This window comes from Nocardia sp. NPDC047648 (assembly GCF_040642815.1).
Lineage (GTDB): Bacteria > Actinomycetota > Actinomycetes > Mycobacteriales > Mycobacteriaceae > Nocardia > Nocardia gamkensis.
In genome coordinates, this window is sequence record NZ_JBEYSX010000022.1 from 26,529 (window position 1) to 45,979 (window position 19,451).

Below are 19,451 nucleotides of genomic sequence, written 5' to 3' on the forward strand. Positions count from 1 at the left end.
GCATTATGTGACGAAGACAAAGGAAGGCGGAGTCTTCGGTGGATGAGGGACACCGAACACTCCGCCTATGTCAGTAGCTTACCGGCGATCCGAGGCCGGGCCTGGAATCCATAAGTAATTCTCAGCTTCCGCGTTTCGCACCTCGATATTCCCCCTCAACGGGCGAGCACGGCGACGTCGGCCGACACCAAGTCACCGTTGATCGCGATCGCGGCGGTGGAGCCCGCCCCGGCGGCCGAGATCACCTGGGCTGCCGGATTGGCGACGTTGCCCGCGGCCCAGACACCCGGCACGCTGGTGCGCCCCGTCGCGTCGGTCACCACCCAGCCGTCGGCGTCGAACGCGCAGCCGAGCCCGGCCAGTACGTCGTCGTTGGCCCGGAAGGTCGGCGTGACGAACATCGCCGTCCTCGGCACCGCTCGCCCGTCGGCCAGTTCCACGCCGCGCAGCCGATCGTCCACCGCGAACCGGGCCACCTCGCCCTCGATCAGCCGGACCCCGCGCGCGTCCAGGCGAGCGCGATCACTCTCGGACAGGGGCATCGTGTTCGGGAAGAAGACGATGTCGTCCGACCACTGCGGCAGCAGCAGCGCCAGATGAACCGCGCGGGACAAAGCGCCGGATTCCGCACCGCCCAGCACCCCGATCGGCTGGTCACGGACCTCGTAGCCGTGGCAGTAGGGGCAGTGCAGCACGTCACGTCCCCAGCGCTCACGCACGCCGGGCAGCTCGGGAAGTTCGTCGCGCAGCCCGGTGGCCACGAGCACGCGGCGAGCCCGCAACGCCCCGCCGCCGCGCAGCCGCAGCGTGTAGTCCGACTCCGCCGTCCGTTCCGCGCCGACGACGACGTCGTCGATCAGTTCCGCGCCGTAGCTCGTGACCTCGGCGGCCCCGGTCGCCAGCAGCTCGGCCGGTGGCATCCCGTCCCGGGACAGGAACCCGTGCATGTGCTCGGCCGGGGCGTTGCGCGGCGCACCGCCCCTGACCACCGCGACTCGCCGCCGCGCGCGGGCCAGGACCAGCGCCCCGGACAGTCCCGCCGCACCGCCGCCAACGATCACTACGTCGTATGTCTCGCTCATTCGCGATCACCTCCACGGACACCGTGCCGTCACCGTCCCGATTCAGCAACTAAAATTGCTAAATCAGGGAAATCGGAGTGCACTGGGGACATGTCCACACCACCGGCCGTCACCCAGGCCCTCGCCGACATAGGCCCACGGCTGAAAGCGCTGCGCACCCGCCGCAACGTCACGCTCACCGCGCTGGCGGAGAGCACCGGAATCTCCAAGAGCACGCTCTCCCGGCTGGAGTCCGGCCAGCGAAAAGCCAGTCTGGAACTGCTGCTGCCGATCGCGATGGCCCATCAGGTTCCGTTGGACGAACTGGTGGCCGCGCCCAAGATCGCCGACCCCCGTGTCCACTCCACGGCGCGAAAGCTGAACGGGATCACCATCCTTCCGCTCACCCGGCAGCCGGGACCGCTACAGGCGTTCAAGATCGTCATTCCGGCCGAGCGCTGCGACCCCGACCCGAAGGTGCACGAGGGTTTCGAGTGGCTCTACGTGCTTTCCGGACGACTGCGGCTGGTACTCGGCGAGCACGATCTGGTGCTCGGCCCCGGCGAGGCCGCGGAATTCGACACGCGCCAACCGCATTGGTTCGGCAGCGCGGGCCGGGGCCCGGTGGAAATGCTGAGTCTTTTCGGGTCGCAGGGTGAACGAATGCATTTGCGCGCACGGTCGGCGGGCCGCAAACCGAGGTGATCACACTGTCCGAAATGTGATTGAAAAACCAGGGTTTTCCCGGTTGCCGAACACGCGTCGGCTGCGGACGCTGGGAGAGGTGAACCCCCCGCTGGAATCCGTGCACGGGTACGCTCCCGAACCCCGGCTGCCGATCCTGGTCCCGGACGCGCTGCACGATCTGCGCGGTCGCGCGATCACGGAGATCCGGTATCCCGCCGCGGCGGCGCTGATCGTCGCGGGCGTCCCCGGCGCGGGCAAGAGCACCGCGCTGCGCAAGTTCTTCGGCGCCGATGCCGCGGCCACCGCGCCGTCGCGCAGCGCCGCCGGGGTACTGGTGCTCGACTCGATGCAGGCGCGCAATCGCTGGCGGCCCAAGCTGTGGTGGCTGCCCTACCTGTTGTGGCGCCCGCTGGTGCACGCCGCGCACTTCCTGGCCATTCGTACCGCGCTGCGCGAGGTCACCGGCCCGGTCGTCATCCACGACTGCGCCACGTTCCGTTGGGCGCGCACCCTGATCGAGCACTGGGCGGCGGATCGCGAACTGCACCTGCTCATGGTCGACGTGCCCGCGGCGGTGGCGCGCGCAGGCCAGCACAGCCGTGGCAGGCGGATCAACCACGTGGCGTTCCGGCTGCACGTGCGACGCTGGCGGCGGCTGATGCGCGCGGTGTCGACGGAGCATCGCTCGGCTGCCCGCGCCTCACGGTCGGTGGTCATCGTCGACCGCGCGACCGTGAACCACTTGCGCTGCGTAACTTTCGCCTGACCGGCGCTGGTCAGGGCACCAGGACGGTCAATGCCGCGGGGACCGCCCGGATGGTGATCGGCAGGGTGCCCGCTGGTTCGCCGTCGGCGGTGGCGGGCGCGCCCGCCGCGGTGAGCGTGACCGCGGCGGCGCGGAACTGCTTGACCTCCGGGTGATCCTGGCGTTTGCCCGCCGACAGCGCGGGCAGCAGGCGCAGCATCTCCCCGCGCGACAACGCGCCGACCACGGTCAGATCCAGCAGACCATCGTCCATGAGCGCGTCCGGGCAGATCAGCATGCCGCCGCCGTAGGTGCGGGTGTTGCCGACCGCGACCATGACCGCCTCGGTCTCCAGCACCGAGCCCGCGCCGGGGTTGGTCAGCCCGTCGGTCACCGCGTCCACCAGTTCGACCCGGTAGGGCACCGTGAAGCGCCCCGAGATCTCGGCCAGCGCGGCGGCGGTGTAGCGAAGTCTGCCTCTCGGCCAGCGCATCTCGTTGGCTCGCAGAGTGACCCGCGCGTCGAATCCGGTACCGGCCACCGTGGCGAACCACATCGGCGGCACGGACGACTCGATCCGGCCGAGATCGATCGTCCTGGTCCGCCCGCGCAACACCAGCGCGGCGGCGGCGACCGGATCGTCGGTCGGCACTCCCAGTTCCCTGGCCAGATCGTTGCCGGTGCCCGCGGGGATCATGCCGAGCGGAACCCCGGTCTCCGCGACGGCCGGAAGGGTCACGTTGATCAGCCCGTCGCCGCCGATGCAGACCACGGCGTCGGGCGCCGCGCCCGCGACCGAATCCCGCACCTGCCGAACCGTTTCGGCGGCCGAGGGAGCGCACACCTCGGTGACCTCGGCGCCGCCCGCGCGCAGGCGGGCGATGGCGGCGGTCGCCGCATCGCCTCCCTTGCCGTGCCGGGATCGAGGATTGGTCACCACCGTGACCTTGCGCACCGGTGAATAGTCGTTCACGGCACCAGCTTTCCGGGATTCAGGATGCCGGCCGGGTCGAGTTCGGCCTTCACCGCCCGCAGGACACGCACCCCGAGGTCACCCACTTCGTCCGGGACCCAGGGACGGTGATCGGTGCCCACCGCGTGGTGGTGGGTGATGGTGCCACCCGACGCGACGATGGCGTCACCCGCGGCGCGTTTGGCGGCCTGCCACTGGGCCAGCGGGTCGTCCAACTGTTTGGCCACGACGGTGAAGTACAGCGACGCGCCGGTCGGGTAGGTGTGCGAGATGTGACACATGACCAGGGGCGGCGTCCCCTGCGCCGCCAGCGACTCGGTCAGCGCCGCGGTCACCTTCGCCTTCAGCGCGCTCAGATTCGACCAGGTGGTGGCGGTCTCCAAGGTTTCACAGAGCACACCGACATCCAGGAGCGCGTCACGCAGGTACGGAGCGGCGAAACGACCGTGCTCCCACTCCCGGGCCGGCGTCTCCCCCAGGGCCGAGCCGCCCGCCGCGGCCAGCACGGCGCCCGCTTCGGCGCTGCGCGCGGTGACATGCGCCGCGCTGCCCTCATAGGTGGTGACGGCCAGGCATCCCGCCACCGGGTTGCCGCCGATATCGCCGGAGCGGGCGAGATTGATCCCGGTCTCCGCCTCGTCGGAGAGCCGGAGCACCGTCGGCGCCGCGCCCGCCTGCACCACCGCGCGCAACGCGGCGGCGCCGGTGGCGAAATCCGGGAACGACCAGGCTTGATAGGCAACGGTTTCCGGGACCGGGTGCACCCGCAGGGTGACTTCGGTGATCACACCGAGCGTTCCCTCAGATCCGACGAACAGCTCACGCAGGTCCGGCCCGGCGGCCGAAGCGGGGGCGCGCCCGAGTTCGAGCGTGCCACCCGGCGTGGCGATCTTCAGCCGCTGCACCATATCGTCGAAGCGGCCGTAGCCCGCCGAGGCCTGGCCGGACGACCGCGTCGCCGCGAAGCCGCCGATGGTGGCGAACTCGAAACTCTGCGGGAAGTGGCCGAGGGACAGTCCGTGCGCGCCGAGCAGTTCCTCCGCGCGCGGGCCGGTGAGACCGGCGCCGAGCGTGGCGGTGCCGCTGATCGGGTCGACCTCGGTGACGTGGTCGAGCCTGCGCAGATCCAGGGCGATCACGGTGTCGAAGCGACCGCGCACGGGATCGACGCCGCCGACGACGCTGGTGCCGCCGCCGAACGGAACCACCGCGACGGCGTGCCGCGCGCAGTAGGCGAGCACGGCGAGAACCTCGTCGTGGTCGGCGGGGAAGACGACGGCGTCCGGCGCGTCCTGCGGACCCTCTGCCCGGCGGCGCAGCAGATCGGGTGTGCTCTTGCCCCCGGCGTGCCGCAGCCGATCGCGGTGGTCGGCCGACACGTTCTCCGCACCGACCACCTCGACCAACCCGGCTCGCCGCGCGGGCGTCAACGCCGATTCGCGCAGTGGCACGTCGCCCTCATCGCGGCGCGCCACCGGATTGCCGGACACTCCGAACACCTGCGTCAGCAGACCACGGATCCGCTCCGAAAGTGGCTGGTGCCCAGCCGGGATACCCCAGGCATCCCAGACCATACTCGCGGCCGGCCCGGCCGGGCCGGTCTTCGCCGACGGAGCCGGATCGCCGTCGGTCTGCTGCTGCGTGTCCACCATGCGTTACAGTTTGACATAGACTGTCAAGCAGTAACGAACGCTCGGACCTCGCCGACGACTCGCCGTCGGCCGACCTACCACCGGTGGTGATTTTTTGACCGCTCCCGACCAGACCGCCCTCTCGGCGACCGACCTGGCGATTCTCGATGCCGCCCGCGCCTGTGTGGAGGAGTTCGGCGTGCGCCGCACCACGCTCACCGAGGTGGCGCGCCGGGCGGGCGTCAGCAGGCCGACCGTCTACCGCCGCTGGCCGGATACCGGTGCGCTGGTGGCCGAACTGCTGGTCCGCGAACTGCGCGGCATCGTGGCGGCCACCATGCCGTCCGCGGGCAGCGCACGCGTCAGGCTGGTCGAGGGCGTGGTCGCCGGAGCGGCGATGGTCCGGTCGAATCCGTTGTTCGGCAAGATCTTCCGCACCGACACCGATCTGATGCTCACCTACGTCTTCGGCAGGCTGGGGCGCAACCAGCGCGCGTTGATCGAGCTGTTCGCGGCGGGCATCCGCGACGGGCAGCGGGACGGTTCCATCCGCGCGGGCGATCCGGAGCGGATGGCCACGATGCTGCTGCTGATCGCGCAGTCCGCGGTGCAGTCGGCGGGCACCGTCGCGCCGCTGCTGGCGGGTGAGCACCTCGACACCGAACTCCGTCGCGCGATCGACGGGTATCTCGACGACCACGCCCGTGAAGGGGTCGAAGACTCCGCCCGAAAGCGGCCGTGATGAGTACGCGTAAGACCGGTTCCGCCGCATCCGAAAGGCATTGTGATGACTGTTGATTCGGGTCGAACCGGAGATTCCGCGTTGAACGCCGCGCGCCGCGCCGCGGATCTGTCCCGGCTCGGTGACGGCGCCGAGATCGACGTCCTGGTGATCGGCGGAGGCGTCACCGGCGCGGGCGCCGCCTTGGACGCCGCCGCACGCGGACTGCGCACCGTGCTGGTCGAGCGCCACGACCTGGCCTTCGGCACCAGCCGCTGGAGTTCCAAGCTGGTGCACGGCGGCCTGCGCTATCTGGCGAGCGGCCGGGTCGGCATCGCCCACGAGAGCGCGGTGGAACGCGGCATCCTCATGCGCACCACGGCGCCGCATCTGGTGCGCCCGCTGCCCCAACTGGTGCCGCTGCTGCCGAATGTCGGTGCGGCGCAAGCGTCGCTGGTGCGCGCCGGTTTCCTGGCCGGTGATCTGCTGCGGCGGGGCGCGGGCACTCCCGCGGCGATCCTGCCCCGTTCCCGGCGCGTCGCCGCGGCGGAGGCCGTGCGGCTGGCGCCCACCGTGCGTCGCGCGGACCTGCGCGGCGGCCTCCAGGCCTGGGACGGGCAACTGGTCGACGACGCGCGCCTGGTCGTCGCGCTGGCCCGCACCGCGGCGGCCCACGGCGCGCGGATCCTGACCCGCGTCGAAGCGAGCGAGGTGACCGGGAATTCGGCGACCCTACGCGACACCCGCACCGGCGAGACCCTCATGGTGCGGCCGCGCACCGTGGTGAACGCCACCGGCGTCTGGGCGGATCAGGTGGATCCGAGCATCCGGTTGCGCCCGAGCCGTGGCACCCATCTGGTGTTCTCCGCCGCGGCGTTCGGCGGCCTCACCGCGGCGCTGACCGTGCCGGTGCCCGGCAGCGTCGGCCGCTTCGTCTTCGCCTTTCCCGCCGCGCACGGCCGGGTGTATCTGGGCTTGACCGACGAGGACGCGCCGGGCCCGGTACCCGACGAGCCGAAGCCCACCGACGACGAGATCGGTTTCCTGCTCGACACCATCAATCCCGCCCTGCGTGAGCCGTTGACCCGCGACGATATTCGCGGCTCGTACGCCGGATTGCGTCCCCTGTTGCAGACCGCCGACGACAGCACAGCCGACATCTCCCGCAAGCACGCCGTGCTGCGTTCCCCGACCGGGATCATCACCATCGTCGGGGGCAAACTCACCACCTACCGGAAGATGGCCGAGGACGTGATCGACGCGGCGGTCGCGCACGGCGACCTCGCCGCGGGACCGTGCCGCACCCGGCGACTGCCGCTGGTGGGTGCGGTCTCCGGCGCGGCGCGCGACCGCATCGACGCCCCGCCGGTGCTGATCGAGCGCTACGGCAGTGAGGCGGCCACCGTGCTGGCCGCGGCGCGCCGCGATCCGTCGCTCGCCGAGCCGGTGGCGGCCGGCATCGACGTGCTCGGCGCCGAATTCGCGTTCGCGGTCTCCCACGAGGGGGCCCTCGAGGCCGGGGATCTGCTGGATCGGCGCACGCGCGTCGGCCTGATCGACGAGGACCGGGCCGCCGCGGCGGCCGCGGCCGTGCGCGCCGTCGCCTGACGGCCCAGCGGGCTCAGTCCATCGACCAGTCGCACAGTTCCGCGCGCATGCACGCGCGCGGCCAGCGGTCGAGGCCGTGCGCCTGTTCGGCGGCACGCACGGCGACCAACCCCGGGGTCTCCTCGTCCGCCGACAGGTACCGGAAGCCGAGCCGCCGGTAGTACGGGCCGTTCCACGGCACCTCGGTGAACGTCGTCAACGTCATCGCGGGCAGCGCCGCGGCGGCGGCCCATCGGGCTGCCCGGTCGATCAACCGCTTGCCGATCCGGCGTCCCGCGTGGTCCGGGTGCACCGAAACCTGCTCGATATGCGCGTTTCCATCGATCACGCCCGCGACCAGGTAGCCGATCGGCAGGTCGTCGTCCTCGGTCCATACCCAGGCCCGCCCGGCTCGCTGGAACTCGCGCAACGTGGCCGTCGAAGGAGGTTCGTCGTCGGCCACGGCCGTCATCCCGATCTCCGCGAACGGTGCGCCCGCCGCGCGTTCGATGTCTTGCAGCACGGTGAGGTCTTCGATTGTCGAGGGCCGGATCATCGGCCCATTGTGATCCGACAACGGCGGTGCGGACCAGCGAATTTCACTCCGTCCGCGTGGCGAGGATGCCGTTGATCAGCACTTGCACGGCCCAAGCCGCACGCGCGTCCCCGTCGCCCGACAGCAAGGCGTCCCGCATGGCCACGACGGTCGGATATCGGTCGGCGGGCAACTCGGCGAAGCGCCGCTCGATCGCCGCGAGGTACTCCTGCTCGGTGCCGCCGCCGGTATTGTGCGCGCTCTGTTCGGCCGCCGACGCGGTGATGTGCAGAAAGAGCAGGTCCACCGCCCATGACGCGGTCCGATCGTCCAGTCCCGCCTCGATGAGCGAGCCGAGCATCAGTTCCATCAGCCGTAACGCGTTCGGGCTGCTCGGAATCACCCCGAGCGCGACCAGCGCCAGCCCTTCGTGCCTGCTCATCGCCGCCACCATGGCGTCGGCCAGCGCGGTGAGCCGTTCCCGCCAGCCCGCCCCGGCGGGTTCCGGCACCGAACCGAGGACGTGGTCGAGCATGGCGGCCATCAGATCGTCGCGATTGGCGACGTACACGTACAGCGAGGCGGCGCCGGTGTCCAGTTCCTGCGCCACCCGGCGCATGGTGAGCGCCGCCGCGCCATCCCGGTCCAGGACACGCAGGCCCGTCTCGACGATCACCTCGCGACTCAGCGGAGCTTTGGCCGGGCGGGCCCGGCGGCTGACGGCTGCTGCGCTCATCAGCCGAGCATAACCAGGGACGAACGCCGTTCGGGTGACCGGCGCAGGTCCGCCACGGCCAACCATGTCCCGGACACCGGGTCAGGTGCGTCACGGCGGCACGATCAGGCCACCAGGAACCTCGACACGCTGCTGCGCGGCGCGACGACGCCCCACAACAGCTTCGGCGACGACTCGAACCGCGGACGCGCGGCGAACCCTGGTGGCGTTTCGAGCATCTTCACGTTGTGACTCACGACATAGTCGTGATTCTCCGGGTATGAACCGCCGCCGACTGCGGAAAAGACCACAACGCGCAGCTCACAGCCCCCGCGACGGCGGCAGGGACCGCGCGCGAGAACGCACGCGACAGAATACGATTCGGCCGCCGGGCGGCGCGGCGGACCATATCCGCATTCCACTTCGCGATGCTCGCAGACCCCGGTTCGGCCGTCGCCGACGCTCTATGCTGGCTTCGGTATGCCGGTAGTGCGCCGGGAAGGAGGGCGCGGGTGCGCAGTAAACCGTCCACCGTGGGAGTCGCACCGGGCGACGGGCTCGTCGCCCGCTTCGGCGCGGTCGTCGCCTACCTCGGGCCCGAAACGACTTCCACGGACCGAATACTCGGCACCATCGAAGCCGTGGCCGAAGGGGAGCATCCCGGCGCCGCACTGGCGCAACGCTTGGCCGCGGTGATCTTCGGCAGCACAGTGCGGCCGCCGCCGTTCGGGGTGGTCGCGCCGACCGGCGACGGCATGCTCATCCTGTTGCGCGGATCGGTGACCGCCGAAATCCAAGGCGCCGAGGGCACCCGCCTGCTCCACGGCGGCCGTGCGTTCACCTGGGTGGACGAGATCGTGCGCGAACCGGTGCGCCGCATCACGATCGGCGCGGACACCGGCACGCCGCCGACCGCGCTGCCGCGCACCGACCTGCGTGCCGGCGTGGTTCCCGGCGGCGGCTTCGTCTTACAGGCAGCGGTGCGACGCGCCGGGAAGACCGGCGAGCCGCGCACGTCCGCGCCCTCAGCGCGGGCCGAGCCCGAGCCGACGGCGGCGGCCGGTTTCGCGGCGACACCCGAACCCACCGGTGCCGCCGACGCCGTCGCGCAGGCGGCGCCGACCGGTATGGACGTGGCCTCGACCGTCCGTCCGGCCGAGTCGGCCAGGCCCCTCGCCAAACCACGACCGCCACGGCCCGCCACGGATCGACCGCTCGCGTGGTCCCAGATGCAGCCCGGGCACGAATCGGTCGCCCTGCGCAATCCGCTCGAGCACAGCGGAACGCGAACTCCGCACCCGGCCACGTTGTCCGGCGAGGCCGCCGTCGGCGCGCTGGTCACCGAGGAGGGCGCGGCCTACCCGCTGAACCGCGCCTACGTGATCGGGCGCGGACCGCAGGTGGACGAATCGGTCCGCGCCGCCACCGCCACCCCGATCGTCATCCAGCGCGACCGCCACGTCTCTCGCGTGCACGCCTACGTATCGGTCGACGGCGGCAAGGTGTACGTCCGGGACGCTGCCGCGACCTCCGGCACCTTCATCGCCGGTCCCGGCACCGACCAGTGGACCCGGATCAGCACCGCCCCGACCGAACTCCCGCCTGGCTGGCGCGTCCGCATCAGCGAACGAGTCCTCACCTACCGCGGCGACGAGCAGCGCACGGGCGCGACCGATACCGCCGGGGCACGCCGCCGCTCCTGACCGCCGAATCCCTCGACCGCCCGGTTCCGACAACGGCCAGTGGATCCGGATCAGCACCCCCACTCGACCCCGCCGGGCTGAGCGTCCGCATCAGCGAACAACTTCTCACCGGCGCCGAACAGCGCATAGGAGCGACGGATCGCCGGAGCGCGCCGCCGCTCTTGACCGCCGAATCCGGCACCGGCAGGCAGACCCCGATCAGTACCGCCCCGGCCGAACTCCCGCCGGGCTGACGCGTCCGCGTCAGCGAACGAGTCCTCACCCACCCCGGCGACGAGCAGCGCACAGGCGCGAGGAACAGCCCTCCGGCATGCGCCGAGCACGGCCACGGCACGACCGACCCATCGGGCCACGGCGATGCCTGTTCACCGGGGTCGACAAGTGTCAGGGCGGCAACGGCACCACCCACATCTCGCCGCCCGGCGCGGCAGGCGGCGTCGCGGTATGCCACGGCTCGGGTGTGGTGACGGCCGGTCGGGCGGCCCCCGCCCGGTTCGGGCCGCGCGGAGAGGACAATGGCGGCATGCACCGAAACGGACCGAAGCGGGACATCGACGAGTCCGAGCTGACGGTGACCCCGCCCGAAGAGCAGGCCGCGGGTGTCACCGCCGTGGCGGTGGCGCTGAAGCGCTCGGTCGAGGAGATGGGTGTCATCCGGACCGCCCGCACCCTGGCGCGGGTCAATCAGGTGCACGGCTTCGACTGCCCCGGCTGCGCGTGGCCGGAGCCGAACGGGCACCGCAGGCCCGCCGAGTTCTGCGAGAACGGCGCGAAGGCAGTCGCGGAGGAAGCCACGCTGCGCACGGTGACCCCGGAGTTCTTCGCGACCCACTCCCTCGCCGAACTGAGCGAGAAGTCCGGTTACTGGCTCGGGCAGCAGGGCAGGCTGACCCACCCGATGGTGCTGCGGCCCGGCGACACCCACTACTCCCCCATCGCGTGGGACGAGGCCTACCGGTTGATCGCGGACACCCTGCGCGGCCTGGACTCGCCCGACGAGGCGGTGTTCTACACTTCCGGCCGCACCAGCAACGAGACCGCGTTCCTCTATCAGCTGCTGGTGCGCAGTTACGGCACCAACAACCTGCCGGACTGCTCCAACATGTGCCACGAGTCCTCCGGCGCGGCGCTGATCGGCTCGATCGGGATCGGGAAGGGCTCGGTCTCCATCGACGACTTCGCCAAGGCCGATCTGATCGTCGTCGCGGGACAGAATCCGGGCACCAACCATCCGCGCATGCTCAGCGCGCTCGCCGCCGCCAAGGCCGAGGGCGCCCGGGTCATCGCGGTGAACCCGCTGCCGGAGACCGGGCTGCTCGGTTTCCGGGACCCGCAGACGGTCAAGGGCGTCACCACCGGCGTACCGATCGCCGACGACTTCCTGCAGATCCGCCTCGGCGGCGATATGGCCCTGTTCCAGGCGCTAGGCCGCCTGCTGCTGGAAGCCGAGGATCGCGCGCCGGGCACGGTCGTCGACCGTGAGTTCGTAGACGCCCACTGCGCGGGCCACGCCGAGTACGAAAAGCACGTGCGCGCGGTCGATCTTGCCACCGTGCTGGAGGCCACCGGCCTCAGCAGGGCCGAACTCGAGCGCACCGCCGAGGCGTTCGCTCGCTCCCGCAACATCATCCTGTGCTGGGCGATGGGCCTGACCCAGCAGACCCACGCCGTGGCCACCATCGAGGAGGCCACCAACCTGCTGCTGCTGCGCGGCATGATCGGCAAGCCGGGGGCGGGCGTGTGCCCCGTGCGCGGCCACTCCAACGTGCAAGGCGACCGCACCATGGGTATCTGGGAGAAGATGCCGGCGGCCTTCCTCGACGCCCTCGACCGTGAGTTCGGCATCACCAGCCCGCGCGAGCACGGCCTCGACACCGTCGCGGCCATCCGCGCCATGCGCGACGGACGCGCGAAGGTCTTCTTCGGCATGGGCGGCAACTTCGTCTCCGCCACCCCGGACACCGCCGTGACCGAGGCCGCGCTGCGCGGCTGCGCCCTCACCGTGCAGGTGTCCACCAAACTCAACCGCAGCCATATCGTGCACGGCCGCACCGCCCTCATCCTGCCCACTCTCGGCCGCACCGATCTCGACCTCGCCCCGGACGGCACCAAACGGCAGGTCTCGGTGGAGGATTCGATGTCGATGGTGCACCTGTCCACCGGACGGCTGAAGCCGGTCGGCGAGCAACTGCGCAGCGAAGTCGCCATCGTCTGCGAACTCGCCCAAGCGCTTTTCGGCGCCGATCACACGGTGCCGTGGGCGCGCTTCGCCCGCGACTACGACAGCGTCCGCGACGCCATCGCCCGTGTGGTTCCCGGCTGCTCCGACTACAACTCGAAAGTTCGCGAGCGCAACGGATTCCAGCTCCCCCATCCGCCGCGCGACGCCCGCGAATTCCGCACTGCAACCGGTAAGGCGAACTTCGCCGTCAACGAACTGACCTGGCTGCCGGTCCCCGCGGGCAGGCTGATCCTGCAAACCCTGCGCAGCCACGACCAGTACAACACCACCATCTACGGCCTGGACGACCGCTACCGCGGCATCCACCACGGCCGCAAGGTGGTGCTGGTGCACCCCGACGACATCGCCGCGTTCGGTTTCAGCGACGGCGATCCGGTCGACATCGTCTCCGAATGGACCGACGGCACCGAACGCCGTGTCGAGAACTTCCGCCTCGTCTCCTACCCGACGCCGCGCGGCAACGCCGCCGCCTACTATCCCGAAACCAATCCCCTGGTGCCGCTGGACCACGTCGCGAAACGGTCGAACACACCCGTCTCCAAAGCGGTCACCATCCGACTCGAAGCCCACCCGGCATGAGCGGTCAGGCCCGGAGGCGGCAGCGCAGCGTAACCACGCAGGGCCCCGCTCATGCCGACAACAAGCACAGCATGAGCGGTCAGGCCCGCAGGCGGCAGCGCAGCGTCACCACGCAGGGCGAGAGGCACACCGCATGAGTCGCGTCACCGCCCGCCGCCGGATGCGTCGGATCACTCCGGACGCGGACATCCAACGTCCGGACACCCTCGCTGTCGAAGAGCCGCTGGAAATCCGCATCGGCGGCCAGTCGCTGACGGTCACCATGCGCACCCCCGGCGATGACATCGACCTCGTACACGGCTTCCTGATGAGCGAGGACATCATCCGCTCCGCCGAGGACATCGTGGCGGCCCGTTATTGCGCGGGCACCGATGACCAGGGCCGCAACACCTACAACGTCCTCGACGTCACCCTGCGCACCCCGGTCCGTGCGCCGGCCCGCTCCTTCCTCACCACGGGAGCCTGCGGGCTGTGCGGCAAGACCGCCCTGGACGAGGTCCGCACCCGCACCCGGTTTCCCTTGCCGCCCGGTGTGCCCGGGGTGGACACCCGCGCACTGGCCGCCATGCCCGGCATGCTGCGTGACCGGCAGTCGGTGTTCGACGCCACCGGCGGCCTGCACGCGGCGGGCCTGTTCACCGCCGAAGGCCGGCCGCTGGCGGTGCGCGAGGACATCGGCAGGCACAACGCGGTTGACAAGGTGATCGGCTGGGCACTGCGCGAATCCCGGGTCCCCGCCCACGATCTGGTGCTCATCGTGAGCGGGCGCGCCTCGTTCGAACTGGTGCAGAAAGCCGTCATGGCCGGGATCCCGATGCTCGGCGCGGTCTCCGCACCCAGCTCGCTCGCGGTCGACCTGGCCATCGATGCCGGACTCTGCCTGGTGGGCTTCCTCCGCGGCGACACCATGAACGTCTACAGCGTCCCCGAGCGAATTCGGGTCGAGCCGGGCGCCGACTCGTTGTTGGCCTGACTCACTATTGCCCGCGCCGGATACCCGTTTTACCGTGACTGCACGGAGCCGAAACGGGTTCGGCGAGAACGGAGCGGCCGATGCGGATCTCGGTGCAGGGGAACTCCGAGGGCCTGCGGATGCGGATGCGGTTCGAGCAGCACCGCCGCCTGCTGCTCACGCGGATCGTGCTGGCCGTCCTGGCGGCGCAAGGAGCCGTTGTCGGCCTCTGGGCCACCCTGGCGCCGCATTCCTGGTACACCAGTTTTCCTGGGTTCGGCATTCGGTGGGTGGCGGCGGACGGCCCGTACAACCATCATTTGGCGGCCGACGTCGGGTCCTTCTTCCTGGCGCTGACCGCGGTGACGATCGCCGCGCTGGTCCTCGACCGGACGACGGCGGCCCGGATGGCGGGCATCGGGTGGCTGACCTTCGGTGTCCCCCATTTTCTGTACCACGTCCTGCACAAGCCCGCCGAAATGGGCGCGTCGAGCTTCGCGGCCAGCCTGATCGCGGCGTTCCTACTCGTGGCCGGTGGAGCGGTCTGCGTCTTCGCCCCGCCGCGAGGCGACCTTCCCTTGTCGGATCCGCAGCCGGTCACGGTGCGTTTCCCGCGCCGCCGTACGCGGCCGTCCCGTTGACCGGCCGGGTCGGCCGGCGAGTGCGGGACGCCCGTGGGAGATCACCACGGGCGTGATCCGGTGCGTCCGCAGAGGATGCGCCGCCGAATTCCCCGCCCGTCAGTCCTTCAGCGCTTCGAGCAGTGCCGCGCGCTGACGCGCGCCGAGACCACCGATGCGGCGATCCTCGGGGATCTCCGCCTGGTCCATCAACTTGGCGGCCTTCACCGGCCCGACACCGGGCAGGGCCTTGATCACCGCGGCCACCTTGGTCTTCTTGACCAGCTCGTCGGAATCGGCCTTCTTCAGCAGGTCCGCGACCGAGACCTTGCCCTCTTTCACCTTGCCGATCAGTTCGGAGCGTGCCTTGCGGACCGCAGCCGCCTTGGCCAACGCCTCGGTGCGCTGCTCTGCGGTCATGGTAGGCAGTGCCATGTCTCCTCCGCTTCCACTCGTCACTCGAACATCTGGTTGACCGGACCGAGTAAACAGCACGCCACCGAGAGCGCAAGCTCGACACACCGGGGCACGAACAGCGGAAATAGCGATGAATTTCCCTGGTTCGCGCCGTCGGAACCGGTGAACGGCCGACGCTCGACGGGCGAAAAGGACGAAAGGAACAGCGGCGGTAACACGGGCGGCGGCTTCCCCGACAGACTCAGCGAACACCGAGCACGGAGACGGTTCAACGTCGAACCAGGGGGATCAACGGCGATCCCCCGTACCCGCCGCGGTGAACACAACCGAACACGGTCACCCCCGCACAGCCGTGCCAGCATGGCGGTATGCCGAACGCCCCGCACACATTGCCCGCGATGCTCTGGCTGTGGGCCGGGCGGGCGATCTATCGCGGACCGTCACTGCGCCTGGACTCGCATTCGACCGCGGTCGACTGCCTGGCGGTCGGGATCGATGCCCCGTTCACCCTCGCGGCCGATGGCATCGCACGTTCCGCGCGCAGCGCCCTCGTACCGCCGCGCCGGGTTCACCGGGTGATCACCGACGGTGACCACATGATGTTCTGCTACTCGGATCCCGGTTCGCCTGCCGCTCGCGCCTGCCGCGAGCGAATGACGCGGTGGGACAACGAGTTCGGGCTGTGCCACGCGGCGGAGGACGCACTGGTCACGGCCTCGGGCAGCGTTCGCCCCGACCCGGGCTCGCTGGCGGATCTCGCCGGCGCGGCGCCGATTCCCCCGCTGGACGCCCGCATCGCGGGGGCGCTCGCCGACCTCGACGCGCATCCCGCCGCCACGTTCCCCGCCGCGCGGTTCGCCGCGGCGGCACATCTGTCGGAGTCGCGCTTCTTGCACCTGTTCGCCGCCCAGACGGGGACCTCGTTCCGGCGCTACCGCCTCTGGGCCAGGATGCTCGCCGTGGGGCGCGCCATCGCCGGAGGCGCGAACCTCACCACGGCCTCGGCCCAGGCCGGATTCGCCAGCCCCTCGCACTTCAGCGACACGTTCCGCACCCTGTTCGGCCTGTCCGCTTCCGATCTACTCGACACCGGCGTCCAGATCGTCGTGCTGGACGGGCCCGAGGGGATCGAATCGGGCAGGAGAACTTGCTAGGCTGAAAAAACTAGAACACGTTTCACTTCGGAGGAGACTCGATGGCCAAGCAGATCCGCGACGTGGTCGAGCAGTACGTCAAGCTGGTCGGCTCCGGCCCGACCGAGGACATCGTGGCGCTGTACGCGCCCGACGCGATCGTGGAGGATCCGGTCGGCACCCCGCCCAAGCGCGGCCACGCCGCCATTCGCGAGTTCTACGAAGTGATCGCCGCGCTGGATCGGGAGACCGAATTGCGGCCCGAGAACATCAGGATCGCGGGCAATCAGGCCGCGTTCCCGTTCACCATCGTCACCAAGGTCGGCGAACAGCGCTTCGTCCTGTCGCCGATCGACGTGATGGAGTTCGACGAGGAAGGCCGGATCACCGGGATGCGCGCCTACTGGAGTCAGGAGGACATGCGGGTCGAACCCGAGTAGTCGCGCGGCGGCCGGGTGCGCCACGTCACATCGCGGCCCCATCACATTCCGGCGCGGTCTCTCGTCCGAGAAGTAGGAACCACATCCGCTGATCGAAGGAGATCGACATGGGCGCCACCCGTATAGCCGCCGTCACCCCGCAGCAGGCCGGCCCGCTGACCAAGTTGCTGTACCGGCTGGCCAAGCGCCGCTTCCGCGAAGTGCCGGAGCCGTTCGCCGTCACCGCCAACCACCCGAAACTGCTCACCGCCAACGCCGTCCACGAAACCATGGTCGGCAAGGCCAGCACCGCCCTGCCCGCCGTCATCCGGGAGATCGCCGTCTACCGCACGGCGTGGACGATCGGTTGTTCGTGGTGCGTCGACTTCGGCGCCATGCTCATGCGCCTGGGCGAACTGGACGTCGCGCGGCTGGAGCACATCGCCGACTACGCGACCTCGTCGCTGTACTCCGACGACGAGCGCGCCGCCATCGCCTACGCCGACGCGATGACCGCCACTCCGACCGCGGCCACCGACGAGCAGGTCGCCGACCTGGAGCGGCGCTTCGGCCGAGCGGGCGTGGTCGAACTCAGCTATCACATCGCGCTGGAAAACTCGCGCGCCCGGTTCAATTCGGCGCTCGGGATCACCGCACAGGGTTTCAGCACGGATTCCTGCCGGGTGCCCTGGGCGTGAAAGCGGCCGTGGCGCTGCGGAAACGCGCGGGGCGACCTGGCACTTCGGCGCCGCGGACACTCCGGACTGTCGTTAAAGCCCGGAATGCACTAAGAATAGGAGGTGTTGACGTCGCCTGGCCGTGCCGCGGTCGACGAGCTGCCGTCGCGAATTTCGCGCAACGGCAGGCCGTGTCGGCGTCTTCGGTTTCTCGAGTTCCCCTCCGCTCAACCCTTTGGAGCCGCATGCTCGACGAACAGACCTCGGACGACGACGTCGTACGGCTGGCGAGACGGGTCGAGAAGGCCCGCGGCCGTCTCGCCTACCAGTTCGACCCGGCGCTGACCGGCGCGCTGTCGGAAGAGGAACTGCTCGCGGAACGCGAACTGGCCGAACGCATCCGGACGCAGGATCGCGACCAGCGCTGGAAGCAGGCCGAGGCGTCCGCCGCGGCGTCCGACCGGGCGCGCAACACCTCGGAGGCCATCGAGAAGGCCGAGATCAGAGACCTGTTGCTGGCCCGCAAGGCCATCGCCGCGCAGCGGCGCGCGTCCAGCCCGCATGCCAGGCTGGCGTCGCTGTACCGGCACCGTTCGTGGTCGCTCGGCTCGCTGGCGGGCGTGGTCGCCGCCGGAATGCTGTGGTCGGCGGTCAACGTCCAGCACAACATCGCGCCGGGTGGCCCGACCGACCCGCTGTACTGGTTCAGCTACCTGCTCGAGGCGATGATCAGCGTGTCGCTGATCATCATCATGATCGGCACGAACAAGGTCACCGAGTGGGGCGTGCTGGACAACCGCAGCCAGGTGGCGGCGGCCGAAGTCGCCCTGCTGACACTCACCGTGGGACTCAACACCTACCCGTATGTGAGCGAGGGGCGGTGGTTCGACGCCGCCGTGCACGGGGTGGCCCCGGTGATGATCGGCGTCGCGCTGCTCATCCACGACGCCGCGAGCGCCCGATACGGACGCGCGATCAGCTACGCCACCGAGCAGGTGCGGAACCTGCCCGACCCCACCGGGCACGACCCCTTGCCGGAACCCTCTTCGGAGGACATCCGGTCCGGCGCGGACGCGGAGTTCCCGATGAATCTGCACGCGCCGTTGGTTCAGGGCGCCCACAGCTAGATCTATCGCTCAGCGGCGCAACAGAAGTCGTCACCGAGCACGGCGTCCGGCGGGTGCGAACGACAGCCGGGGCCGATGTGGTGGACGTGAGCCGTCGAGCGGAGACCGGCCCTCGTCCATCACACCGGTGTTCAGTACGGGTACCGGCTTTCCACCGCGTCCTTGGCCTCTTTGAGCCCGCACCCGGTGAGTTCCCGGTACCGCTTGATCGCGTGAATCTTCTTGCCCTGCGCCAGTAATCCGTCGATCTCCGCCATGCCGTCACCCCGCGGGACCGACGGAACGGCGCGCGGTGGTGCGGCCGCCGCCGGCGCTTCGATGCCGAGCTGGGTCATGATCAGATCGAGTTTGACATGCAACGCGTCGACCTTGCGCTCCAAGCGCCGGTTGGCAAACATGACCCATCGTAACGATCGGCGCCGCTCCTCACGCCGCGTCGAGCACGGCGTCGGCGAGACTCGTCCGGGTTTCGAAACGCCCGAGGTCCTCGGCCAGTTGCAGCAGCCGGTCGACGCACCACGCACCGGTGACCAGCCGTAGCCTGCGACCGGTCTGCGTCAGCATGCTCCGCGCGTCGACCAGGACATACAGCCCGGCGACGCCGAAGAACGTGACCTTGGAGAGATCGACGACCACCAGGGGCGCCGCCGTACCCAGTGAACCGATCAGTCTGCGACGGAACACCTCGACGGTGTAATAGTCGACTTCGCCCGCAAGGGCGCATAGCGTGACCTGGTCGCTCGGGGCCGTGACGGAGATCTTGAGCCGCTCCGCGGGGTGATCGGCATTGCGAGCGGCGGTGAGAACGTACGTGGGATTGGCCAAGCTTGCCGACATGAGGACCTCGGTCCTGTCGCCCGCAACAATCTCCCGAGGAGGTGCGTGCGGGGTGCTGATGCGCTCCGGAAGACCGGGCCGCCGGAACTA

21 protein-coding genes are annotated in these 19,451 nt (G+C 70.2%); 12 read left to right on the top strand and 9 right to left on the bottom strand.

The genetic code is table 11. The annotated features are described in order from the left end of the window. Positions 1 to 155: 155 nt before the first annotated feature. Positions 156 to 1,082, bottom strand: a complete 927-nt coding sequence (locus ABZ803_RS32475) for an NAD(P)/FAD-dependent oxidoreductase (protein WP_357045216.1) — start codon at positions 1,080 to 1,082, stop codon at positions 156 to 158. A 90-nt stretch (positions 1,083 to 1,172) separates the two neighbouring features. On the opposite strand from ABZ803_RS32475, the gene ABZ803_RS32480 reads away from it, so the two are divergent. Both ABZ803_RS32480 and ABZ803_RS32485 read left to right on the top strand, forming a co-directional pair. Then, positions 1,173 to 1,766 (top strand): XRE family transcriptional regulator, encoded by a 594-nt coding sequence (locus ABZ803_RS32480; RefSeq protein ID WP_357045218.1) that lies wholly within the window; start codon positions 1,173 to 1,175, stop codon positions 1,764 to 1,766. A 79-nt stretch (positions 1,767 to 1,845) separates the two neighbouring features. Beyond that, positions 1,846 to 2,514, top strand: coding sequence for an AAA family ATPase (locus tag ABZ803_RS32485; protein ID WP_357045220.1), 669 nt, complete (start codon positions 1,846 to 1,848; stop codon positions 2,512 to 2,514). A 10-nt stretch (positions 2,515 to 2,524) separates the two neighbouring features. Here the strand turns inward: ABZ803_RS32485 and ABZ803_RS32490 are convergent, their stop codons facing one another. Then, complete coding sequence (locus tag ABZ803_RS32490; RefSeq protein ID WP_357045330.1) at positions 2,525 to 3,448, bottom strand: YegS/Rv2252/BmrU family lipid kinase; 924 nt, start codon at positions 3,446 to 3,448, stop codon at positions 2,525 to 2,527. Between the two features lie 14 nt (positions 3,449 to 3,462). Next, on the bottom strand, positions 3,463 to 5,040 hold the full coding sequence (locus tag ABZ803_RS32495; RefSeq protein ID WP_357045332.1) for an FAD-binding oxidoreductase: 1,578 nt from the start codon (positions 5,038 to 5,040) through the stop codon (positions 3,463 to 3,465). Positions 5,041 to 5,212: 172 nt separating this feature from the next. On the opposite strand from ABZ803_RS32495, the gene ABZ803_RS32500 reads away from it, so the two are divergent. Together ABZ803_RS32500 and ABZ803_RS32505 are read left to right on the top strand one after the other, a co-directional pair. Next, entirely contained in the window at positions 5,213 to 5,839 is a 627-nt protein-coding gene (locus ABZ803_RS32500) for a helix-turn-helix domain-containing protein (RefSeq protein WP_357045222.1), read from the top strand. Positions 5,840 to 5,884: 45 nt separating this feature from the next. After that, on the top strand, positions 5,885 to 7,426 hold the full coding sequence (locus ABZ803_RS32505; protein ID WP_357045224.1) for a glycerol-3-phosphate dehydrogenase/oxidase: 1,542 nt from the start codon (positions 5,885 to 5,887) through the stop codon (positions 7,424 to 7,426). A gap of 13 nt (positions 7,427 to 7,439) precedes the next feature. On the opposite strand, the gene ABZ803_RS32510 is transcribed toward ABZ803_RS32505, so the two are convergent. The 3 genes from ABZ803_RS32510 to ABZ803_RS32520 all read right to left on the bottom strand — a co-directional run bounded on the left by ABZ803_RS32510 (position 7,440) and on the right by ABZ803_RS32520 (position 8,912). Further along, positions 7,440 to 7,961, bottom strand: coding sequence for a GNAT family N-acetyltransferase (locus ABZ803_RS32510; RefSeq protein WP_357045226.1), 522 nt, complete (start codon positions 7,959 to 7,961; stop codon positions 7,440 to 7,442). Positions 7,962 to 8,004: 43 nt separating this feature from the next. Beyond that, positions 8,005 to 8,676 carry a TetR/AcrR family transcriptional regulator gene (locus tag ABZ803_RS32515; protein WP_357045228.1) on the bottom strand — a complete coding sequence of 224 codons (672 nt, stop codon included), beginning with the start codon at positions 8,674 to 8,676 and terminating at the stop codon, positions 8,005 to 8,007. Between the two features lie 104 nt (positions 8,677 to 8,780). After that, the gene (locus ABZ803_RS32520; protein ID WP_357045230.1) at positions 8,781 to 8,912 is read right to left on the bottom strand and encodes a hypothetical protein; all 132 of its coding nucleotides are present in this window, start codon (positions 8,910 to 8,912) and stop codon (positions 8,781 to 8,783) included. Positions 8,913 to 9,167: 255 nt separating this feature from the next. On the opposite strand from ABZ803_RS32520, the gene ABZ803_RS32525 reads away from it, so the two are divergent. From ABZ803_RS32525 to ABZ803_RS32540, 4 genes are all read left to right on the top strand, one after another. Further along, positions 9,168 to 10,358, top strand: a complete 1,191-nt coding sequence (locus ABZ803_RS32525) for an FHA domain-containing protein (RefSeq protein WP_357045232.1) — start codon at positions 9,168 to 9,170, stop codon at positions 10,356 to 10,358. Positions 10,359 to 10,881: 523 nt separating this feature from the next. Further along, positions 10,882 to 13,179, top strand: a complete 2,298-nt coding sequence (locus tag ABZ803_RS32530; RefSeq protein ID WP_357045234.1) for an FdhF/YdeP family oxidoreductase — start codon at positions 10,882 to 10,884, stop codon at positions 13,177 to 13,179. A gap of 133 nt (positions 13,180 to 13,312) precedes the next feature. Further along, a complete protein-coding gene (gene fdhD / locus ABZ803_RS32535) occupies positions 13,313 to 14,152 on the top strand; it encodes a formate dehydrogenase accessory sulfurtransferase FdhD (protein WP_357045236.1) in 840 nt (279 codons plus the stop codon). Between the two features lie 80 nt (positions 14,153 to 14,232). Further along, on the top strand, positions 14,233 to 14,772 hold the full coding sequence (locus ABZ803_RS32540) for a hypothetical protein (protein ID WP_357045238.1): 540 nt from the start codon (positions 14,233 to 14,235) through the stop codon (positions 14,770 to 14,772). Positions 14,773 to 14,871: 99 nt separating this feature from the next. Here the strand turns inward: ABZ803_RS32540 and mihF are convergent, their stop codons facing one another. Continuing rightward, complete coding sequence (mihF, locus tag ABZ803_RS32545) at positions 14,872 to 15,186, bottom strand: integration host factor, actinobacterial type (RefSeq protein WP_040865486.1); 315 nt, start codon at positions 15,184 to 15,186, stop codon at positions 14,872 to 14,874. A gap of 350 nt (positions 15,187 to 15,536) precedes the next feature. Here mihF and ABZ803_RS32550 point away from each other — a divergent pair, with 350 nt between their 5' ends. The 4 genes from ABZ803_RS32550 (at position 15,537) to ABZ803_RS32565 (ending at position 18,524) form a co-directional block, all read left to right on the top strand. Further along, positions 15,537 to 16,322: an AraC family transcriptional regulator gene (locus tag ABZ803_RS32550; protein ID WP_357045240.1), complete on the top strand. Its 786-nt coding sequence runs from the start codon at positions 15,537 to 15,539 to the stop codon at positions 16,320 to 16,322. Between the two features lie 41 nt (positions 16,323 to 16,363). Beyond that, entirely contained in the window at positions 16,364 to 16,741 is a 378-nt protein-coding gene (locus tag ABZ803_RS32555; protein ID WP_357045242.1) for a nuclear transport factor 2 family protein, read from the top strand. A 107-nt stretch (positions 16,742 to 16,848) separates the two neighbouring features. Further along, positions 16,849 to 17,418 (top strand): carboxymuconolactone decarboxylase family protein, encoded by a 570-nt coding sequence (locus tag ABZ803_RS32560; protein ID WP_357045244.1) that lies wholly within the window; start codon positions 16,849 to 16,851, stop codon positions 17,416 to 17,418. A 224-nt stretch (positions 17,419 to 17,642) separates the two neighbouring features. After that, entirely contained in the window at positions 17,643 to 18,524 is an 882-nt protein-coding gene (locus ABZ803_RS32565; protein ID WP_357045246.1) for a hypothetical protein, read from the top strand. Between the two features lie 131 nt (positions 18,525 to 18,655). On the opposite strand, the gene ABZ803_RS32570 is transcribed toward ABZ803_RS32565, so the two are convergent. Continuing rightward, positions 18,656 to 18,922 (bottom strand): 50S ribosomal protein L7/L12, encoded by a 267-nt coding sequence (locus ABZ803_RS32570; RefSeq protein ID WP_357045248.1) that lies wholly within the window; start codon positions 18,920 to 18,922, stop codon positions 18,656 to 18,658. A 28-nt stretch (positions 18,923 to 18,950) separates the two neighbouring features. Further along, entirely contained in the window at positions 18,951 to 19,361 is a 411-nt protein-coding gene (locus ABZ803_RS32575) for an STAS domain-containing protein (RefSeq protein ID WP_357045250.1), read from the bottom strand. Positions 19,362 to 19,451 lie beyond the last annotated feature (90 nt).